This is a genomic window from Geothrix mesophila (assembly GCF_022808835.1).
In the GTDB taxonomy this organism is placed as follows: Bacteria; Acidobacteriota; Holophagae; order Holophagales; family Holophagaceae; genus Geothrix; species Geothrix paludis.
On the sequence record NZ_JAKZLD010000002.1, the window covers coordinates 534235 to 541996 of the forward strand.

The window sequence follows — 7762 nt, forward strand, 5'->3', positions numbered from 1 at the left end:
AGATCTCCACGAAGGACACCAAGAAGGATTGGGTCACCTCCCCGCCTTCCTTCGTGTCCTTTGGTCTTCCAATTCGTGTCCTTCGTGGAGGCTTTTCCCCGCCCGGAATAGATCAGTCCCGGCTGAGCCGCACCGCCATGGGCAGGGAGGCCAGCACGGCGACGGCACCCAAGGCCCAGCCCATGCGGTAGCCGTAGCCGCCGATGACCCAGCCCAGGGTGAAGCTGCCGAGGCCGATGCCGGAATCGAAGGCGAAAAGAAGGGCACCGAAGGCCGCGCCGCGGCGCTTGGGGTCCGCCGTCTCCAGCAGCTTCGCGTTGAGCAGGGTGTGCACCATGCTGTAGCCCGCTCCGTAGATCACCGCGGCGGCCACGTGGCGGGCCATCCCTCCAGGCAGCGCGGCCAGCAGGGCCATGCCCGCCAGGGCGCCGATCAGCATGGCCGGGAGCAGACGGATGGGCCGCCTGCCGAAGCCTGTCCGCAGCATGACGATGCGCATGAGCACCATGCCCACGGCCATGCAGGAGAGGAAGGCCGAAGGCAGGGGCATGCCCAGGGCCAGAGCCTCCTGGGCCGTGTAGCTCCCCAGGGCGCCGTAGCCCAGGGCGACGCAGAAGAGGACGAGGCTGGGCCCCAGCGCCGAGGGGTCGGGCCACTCGAAGCCCTCCGCCCGGCCGTGGGGGTGGTCCTTGGGCAGGGTGGTCCCCAGGGCGCCCAGGGCGAGGAAGATCGCGGCGAGGTACCACCCGATGGGCGCGAAGCCCCAGTGCTGGTGGATCCACAGCCCCAGCAGCGGGCCCACGATGACGCCGCCGGGGCTGGCCAAGCCGTAGAGGCTCAGGCCGTCCGCCCGCCGGTCCTCCGGGAGCACGTGGGAGAGCGAGGCCATGGTGGCCGTCAGCAGGCCGGACCAGACGATGCCGTGGGGGAAGGCCAGCAGGTAGAAGCCCCAGCGCACCGGCATCACGGCGTAGGCGCCCAGGAAGAGCGCATAGAGCGAGGCGGAGGTGACCACCAGGCGGCGATGGCCCACGCGATCGCCCAGGGGGCCCGTGAACAGGGCGCCCAGGGCGCTGCCGGCGGTGAAGAGGCTCATGAACCGGCCGCTCTCGGCCAGCGAGGCGCCGAGAACCCGCAGGCGCAGCGGCACCGTGGGGAAGAGCTGAAAGGCGGCAAAGAAGGTCAGGAAGGTGATGGCCCAGACGAGGGCGAACTGCCGTGTGACGAGCCGCGGGCCGGGGCTTGAAAGATCCTTCATGCCTCCATGGTGGCAGAGCCGGTGGCCACGCTTGTCACGGCCGGTCTGCGGACCACGCGCTGCGCCACGGGAATGCACAGAGTCATCAGGCCCGCCCCGACGGCCCAGCCCCAGCGGAAGCTGGCGTGCTGCATGACCCAACCCAGGCCCAGGGCGCCGATGGCCGTGGCGGCGTCGAAGGCGAAGAAGAAGGCGCCCGTCGCCGCGCCCCGGCGGTGGGGCGGCGTGGTCTCCATGACGTGGGTGAGCATGAGGGTGTGCACCATGCCGTAGCCGGCGCCGTAGGCGAGGCCCGAGGACAGGTGCCGGACCAGGCCTCCTGGCAGGAACGCGAGCAGCCCGTAGCCCAGGGCGGTGAGGGTGGCCATCCACGGCAGCAGCGCCACGGGCCGCCGGCCCATGCCCGTCAGCGCCAGTAGGCCGCGCATGGCCATCATGCCCAGGGCGAAGCAGGTCAGGAAGGCGGATGGCCAGGGCAGGCCCAGGGCCTTCGCCTCCTGGGCGCTGTAGGGCGGCATGGGGCCGAAGCTCAGGCCCACCAGCCCCATGACGGCCACCGCGCCCCACACGCTGCGGTCCGGCCACTGGAACAGGCCCACGGCCTCGATCTCGCGAGGAGCCTCGCGGGGCAGGAAGCCGATCAGCAGGTGCAGCGCCACGAAGATGCCCGCCAGCAGGACCAGCATCCAGGAGAAGCCCAGGCGGGGCATCAGCCAGAGCCCCACGAGCGGCCCCACGGCCACGCCGCCGGGCCCCGTCAGGCCGAAGATCGACAGCCCCTGGGCCCGGTGCGCCAGGGGCAGGATCCCGCCAACCTTGGCCACGGAGGCCGTGCGCAGAGCCGACCAGAGCAGGCCGTGCAGGGGCGCCAGCAGGTAGAACACCCAGCGGACCTTCAGCAGGGCGTAGACGAGGAGGATGCCCACCACCGCCAAGGTGGCCACCCGCAGCACGCGGCGCGGCCCCAGCCGGTCGCCCAGGGGGCCCGTGACCAGCGCGCCGAAGCCCGAGCCCAGCATGAAGGTGGTCTGGAAGCGCCCGCTCTCCGCGAGGCTGGCGCCGAACTCCCGGAGGCGCAGGGGCACCACGGGGAAGAGCTGGTAGCCGGCGGCGAACACCAGGAAATAGAAAGTGCAGACCACGAAAAAAGGCACCGTCAGGAACCCGGTTCGCCTTGACTCGTCTGCGTCCAGCATCCCTCCAGGATCGCACGCCGCCCCGCTATGCTGAAGGATCCATCCCGAGGCACCCATGCAGCTGGACCAGTTCCATTCGGAAGTCGACCGCATCAGGAAGGGCGGCGCGCCCAAGGCCCACGAGAAGAACGCGGAGGCGGGGAAGCTCTTCGCCCGGGAGCGCATCCGCCTGCTGGTGGACGAGGGCAGCTTCAGCGAGGATGGCCTCTTCGCCAACGCCCTGCACAAGGATCTTCCGGCTGACGGCGTCATCACCGGCACGGCCACGGTGGACGGCCGGCCCGTGGCGCTCATGGCCAACGACAGCACCATCAAGGCCGGCAGCTGGGGTGCCCGCACGGTGGAGAAGATCATCCGCATCCAGGAAGTGGCGATGCGCATGAAGATCCCCATGCTCTACCTGGTGGACAGCGCCGGGGCCCGCATCACGGACCAGCTCGACATGTTCCCGGGTCGCCGCCACGCCGGCACCATCTTCCACATGGAGGTGGCGCTCTCGGGCCTGGTGCCCCAGGTCTGCCTGCTCTTCGGGCCTTCCGCCGCGGGCGGCGCCTACATCCCCGCCTTCTGCGACGTGGTGATGATGGTGGAGGGCAACGCCAGCATGTACCTGGGCTCGCCCCGCATGGCCGAGATGGTCATCGGCGAGAAGATCAGCCTGGAGGACCTGGGCGGCGCCCGCATGCACTGCTCCGTGAGCGGCTGCGGCGACTTCCTCTGCAAGACCGAGCAGGAGGCCATCGCCCTCTGCCGCCAGTACCTCTCCTACTTCCCCCAGCACTGCGAAGATGCCCTGCCCCAGGCCACGCCCAAGGGCGTCTCCGTGAAGGCCAAGGACCTGCAGACGCTGGTTCCCAAGGACATCAACTCGCCCTTCCAGATGAAGGACTTCATCGAGGGCCTGGTGGACGAGGGCAGCTTCCTGGAGGTGAAGAAGCTCTTCGCCGGCGAGATCATCACGGGCCTCGCGCGCCTCGACGGCAAGCCCGTGGGCATCCTGGCCAACCAGCCCCGGGTGAAGGGTGGCGTGCTCTTCGTGGACAGCGCTGACAAGGCCACGCGCTTCATGACCCTCTGCGACGCCTTCGGCATCCCCCTCGTGTTCCTCAGCGACGTGCCGGGCTTCATGATCGGCAGCGCCGTGGAGAAGCAGGGCATCATCCGCCACGGCGCCAAGATGATCAGCGCCATGGCCAGCTGCAGTACGCCGCGCATCTGCGTGGTGGTGCGCAAGGCCTACGGCGCCGGCCTCTACGCCATGAGCGGCCCGGGCTTCGATCCCGACGCCACCCTGGCCCTGCCCACGGCCAGCATCGCCGTCATGGGCGCCGAGGCGGCCGTGAACGCCGTCTTCGCCAACAAGATCGCCGAGAAGCCCGAAGAAGAACGCGCCGCCTATGTCCAGCAGCTCCGCGACGAGTACAACGAGGACATCGATCTGAAGAAGCTGGGCGCCGACCTCCACGTGGACGCCATCGTCGATCCCGCTGACCTGCGCCACGAGCTCATCACCCGCCTGGCCCGCGCCCGCCGACGCGATTCGTGGCCGGTCAAGCGGAGGGCCGTGACGCCGGTGTAGAAAAAACTCGCGCTGAGGATCGCGGAGGAAGCTGAGGGCGCGGAGGAAGAATGCTGTTCTCTACATTCTCCGCTGCCTCTGCGCCCCTCCGCGTGAGTGGTCTCTTGTCCTTGGTGTCTTCGCTTCGTGGTGAACCAGTCGTTTTTCTCTCTTGGAACCCCATTGCGCTATGCTTCCGGGGATCTTTGCGGAGGCCGGCATGTTCCGTCGCGTGGAGGACTTCAAGACCATCTGGCAGCAGGAGGCGGAGAAGACCCTGGCGGTCTTCGAGGCCATTCCGGACGCCGCGGCCCACCAGGCTGTGGATGAGCAGCACCGGGACCTGCGGCGCATGGCCTGGCATCTGGTGGAGACCATCCTGGAGCTGCCCCAGAACCTGGGCCTGAAGGTGAAGGGTCCCGTGGGGCTGGGGCCCGACGGTTTCATCGCCACGCCGCCGCCGCCCACCATGGCCGAGATCATCGCCGCCTACCGCGCTGTGAGCGACTCCCTGCTGGATCACATGGGCAGCTGGAGCAACACGGAGCTGGGGCGGAACTTCACGCTCTACGGCGAGACCTGGACGGGCGCCTTCGCGCTCTACGTGCTCGTGAGTCACCAGGCGCACCACCGGGGCCAGATGACGGTCCTCATGCGCCAGGCCGGCCTCCATGTGCCCAGCATCTATGGGCCGACGAAGGAGGGCTGGGCCCAGTTCGGAATGGCGGCGCCGAAGGTGTAGCCTTCCCGGCTCACTTCAGGGGGAATTCCTTCCAGACGAAGAGGACCACCTCGACCAGGATGAGCACGATGATGATCCACTCCAGGCGCTGGTCCTTGCGGTGGGCCAGCACGTCGAGCACGGTGGCGCCGGCGTCCTGGAGGTAGGCCACCTTCTGGTTCACGGCGGACAGGCGCTCCTCCAGGTCGAACTGGTCGAAGAGGGCCCCGTCCAGGTGTGCCAGCGCCTCGCTCTCCCAGGTCTCCGGCGGATCGTCGAAGAGGGTGAGGGTGTCCAGCACCGCCGCGCGCACCGCCATGGCGAAGCCCACGGTGCGCAGCAGCTCCTTCTGGCCGGGCACCAGGCGTCCTTCCTCGCGGAGAGCGGTCACGACCGGCCCGAAGCGGGCCAGGGCCTGGCTCACCTCGGCCTCCACCGCGTCCAGGGCCACGCTCTGGGCCAGGGCGAGGGAGACGATCTTCAGCTTGTCCAGGGTGAGCTCCCGCAGCCAGACCTCGGAGAAGCCCACCCGGTCCGCCTCGGCGCCGAGGTGGACCCGCAGCTCGTCCCGGGCGGCCTCGGCCCGCGCACCCGTTCCCGGCAGGCGCGCCAGGTCCTGGAGGACCGAGGCCGTGACCTCGGGGGAGGCGCCCCAGAACACCGCCGCCCCGAACCGGGCGAGGTACACCCAGGTTCCGGCCTCGGGTTCCAGCACCAGGGGGTTGGTGGACAGCACCCGGTGGTGGGGGTAGGTCGCGCAGAAGGCCCGGAAGTCGATCTGGCCCTGGAAGTATTCCGCCCGGAGCAGCACCCCGTCGGCGGGCCTCTCGGAGAGCAGGGGGGCGCGCTGGAGCGCCAGGGATCCCGGGTCCATGGCTCCAATGTAGGCCCGGTGGCGGTCGGGGGGTGAATCGATTCGGAGCATTCTGGTCAGGGGTTGACCGGGTGGACAGGATTTGATCGATCTGATGTTTCTGCCTCCGGGCGATTTAGGGCGTCAACTGCATGCGATCCACCGAAATGGGTCGTGACGAGGTCGCTGGCCCCTATATTGCTTGTTACTTATTGAGCATTGCCCTTTATTGTTCCGTCACCTTTCCCGGAGGGGCCCCTGGTGTTCAAGAACATGACGATCAGATGGAAGCTGAACCTGCTCCTCGGGTTCACCGTCCTGAGCCTCGGCACGATCGGGGTGCTGTCGCATGTCCAGCGGCGCCAGATGGAGGCCTCGATCACGGCGATGGTCGATCGGGACCTCCAGCTGCTCGTGGACCTCAACCGGGCCCAGGCCGAAGGCCTGCAGATGGGCCAAGCCACCCGGAATCTCCTGATCGATCCAGCCGACGCCCAGGCCAGGCAGAATTTCGAAGAAGCCTACCGGCAGTCGGCCGAGGCCCTGGCGCACGCGGAGCGCCTGGCCCCCGAAGGCATGCGGGTACGCCTGCCGACCCTGCTCGCCCTCTGGGCCGAGGACCACGCCTTCCAGGTCGAGGTCCAGCGCCAGGCTTCCCTGGGGCACCAGGATGCCGCCACAGCGCTGCTGGTGCAGAAGGAGAAGCCCGCCTGGCGCGAGGCCAAGGGTCTCCTGATCAGGCTCATCGGGGAGCAGCAGAAGGTCTTCACCGCCAGGAAGGACGCGGAAGTCGCCAGCATGGCGAAGACCCGGAACCTCCTCGCCATCGGCCTGGGCCTCGCCGGCCTCCTCTTCATCCTGTTCGCCCTGGCGATCGCCCGCAGCGTCGCCAAGCCGCTCCGCTTGAGCATCGAGGCCGTCAAGCAGCTCGCCAAGGGCGACCTGGCGGTCAAGATCCAGGTGCCCGGAAGGGACGAAGCCAGCTGGGTGCTCTACGCCATGAAGAAGATGATGGAGAGCATGAACCAGGTGGTGACGGAGATCCGGGGCGCCGCGGCCCAGGTGGCCCGGGGCAGCCAGCAGATCGCGATCGGTGCCGAGCAGCTGTCCAGCGGCACCTCCAGGCAGGCGGCGTCGGCCGAAGAGGCCGCCGCCTCCATCGAGGAGATGAACGCCACCATCCGGCAGAACGCGGACAACGCCAGCCAGACGGAACGGATGGCGATGCAGGCCGCGGACGATGCGGGGAAGACCGGGGCCGCGGTGGCCGAGGCCATGGCGGCCATGAAGGACATCGCCACCCGGATCGAGATCATCGACGACATCGCCTGGCAGACCAACCTCCTCGCCCTCAACGCGTCCATCGAGGCGGCGCGGGCCGGCGAGCATGGGAAGGGCTTCGCGGTCGTGGCTTCCGAAGTCCGCAAGCTGGCCGAGCGCAGCCAGGTGGCCGCCGGCGAGATCAGCCAGCTGTCTTCGGCCAGCGTCGACGTGGCCGAACGGGCGGGAAAGATGCTCGCCAAGCTGGTGCCCGACATCCGGAAGACCGCCGAGCTGGTCCAGGAGATCAGCGCCGCCTCCCGGGAGCAGGCCACGGGGGCGGGGCAGATCAACTCGGCCATCCAGCAGCTCAGCCGCGTGATCCAGGAGAATGCCGGAGCTGCGGAGGAGATGGCCTCGACGGCGGAGGAGCTGTCCGCCCAGGCCGCGCACCTCCAGGCCACCCTCGGGTTCTTTCGGACCGGAGGAGAGCGGCCGGGAGCCGCTCCCGGTGCGAATGCCGGTGTGAATACTGGCCCGAAGCCCGATCCGTCGGGCGTCCGCCGCCATCTGGCGGACCTGAACGCGGCCACCTGACCCAGGCGGAGACGCCGGGTTCTTCAGCAGCGCCCCTCGCGAAGCGGGGCGTTCAGGGGGGCCGGGGCAGTTTTCCCAAAAAAGGTGTTGCAACTTCATTGGAAGCGCCTAGACTGAATTGCATGGTGAAACACCTAATCCTTGGAGGCTCCATGCGACACCCCTTCCGCTCCCTGCTCGCCACCCTCGCCCTGGCGACCGTGCCCGCCCTGGCCGGCCAGGACACCTACAAGATCGACCCCGTCCACAGCGAGGTGAGCTTCAAGGTCAGCCACCTGCTCGCCAAGGTCAGCGGCCGCTTCACGAAGTTCGAAGGCAC

At 68.8% G+C, this 7762-nt stretch carries 6 protein-coding genes; 3 read left to right on the top strand and 3 right to left on the bottom strand.

Annotated elements, in window-relative coordinates; translation table 11 throughout:
* Positions 1–112: 112 nt before the first annotated feature.
* Together MLG87_RS09925 and MLG87_RS09930 are read right to left on the bottom strand one after the other, a co-directional pair.
* Positions 113–1258, bottom strand: a complete 1146-nt coding sequence (locus tag MLG87_RS09925; RefSeq protein WP_243295017.1) for an MFS transporter — start codon at positions 1256–1258, stop codon at positions 113–115.
* Complete coding sequence (locus tag MLG87_RS09930) at positions 1255–2454, bottom strand: MFS transporter (RefSeq protein ID WP_243295018.1); 1200 nt, start codon at positions 2452–2454, stop codon at positions 1255–1257. Before MLG87_RS09930 ends, MLG87_RS09925 begins: the two co-directional genes overlap by 4 nt.
* A gap of 55 nt (positions 2455–2509) precedes the next feature.
* Here MLG87_RS09930 and MLG87_RS09935 point away from each other — a divergent pair, with 55 nt between their 5' ends.
* Both MLG87_RS09935 and MLG87_RS09940 read left to right on the top strand, forming a co-directional pair.
* On the top strand, positions 2510–4033 hold the full coding sequence (locus tag MLG87_RS09935) for an acyl-CoA carboxylase subunit beta (protein WP_243295019.1): 1524 nt from the start codon (positions 2510–2512) through the stop codon (positions 4031–4033).
* A 199-nt stretch (positions 4034–4232) separates the two neighbouring features.
* A complete protein-coding gene (locus MLG87_RS09940; RefSeq protein ID WP_243295020.1) occupies positions 4233–4754 on the top strand; it encodes a DinB family protein in 522 nt (173 codons plus the stop codon).
* A 10-nt stretch (positions 4755–4764) separates the two neighbouring features.
* Here MLG87_RS09940 and MLG87_RS09945 read toward each other — a convergent pair whose 3' ends face one another.
* Positions 4765–5607 (bottom strand): RMD1 family protein, encoded by an 843-nt coding sequence (locus tag MLG87_RS09945; protein ID WP_243295021.1) that lies wholly within the window; start codon positions 5605–5607, stop codon positions 4765–4767.
* A 252-nt stretch (positions 5608–5859) separates the two neighbouring features.
* Here MLG87_RS09945 and MLG87_RS09950 point away from each other — a divergent pair, with 252 nt between their 5' ends.
* On the top strand, positions 5860–7443 hold the full coding sequence (locus MLG87_RS09950; protein ID WP_243295022.1) for a methyl-accepting chemotaxis protein: 1584 nt from the start codon (positions 5860–5862) through the stop codon (positions 7441–7443).
* Positions 7444–7762: the final 319 nt, after the last annotated feature.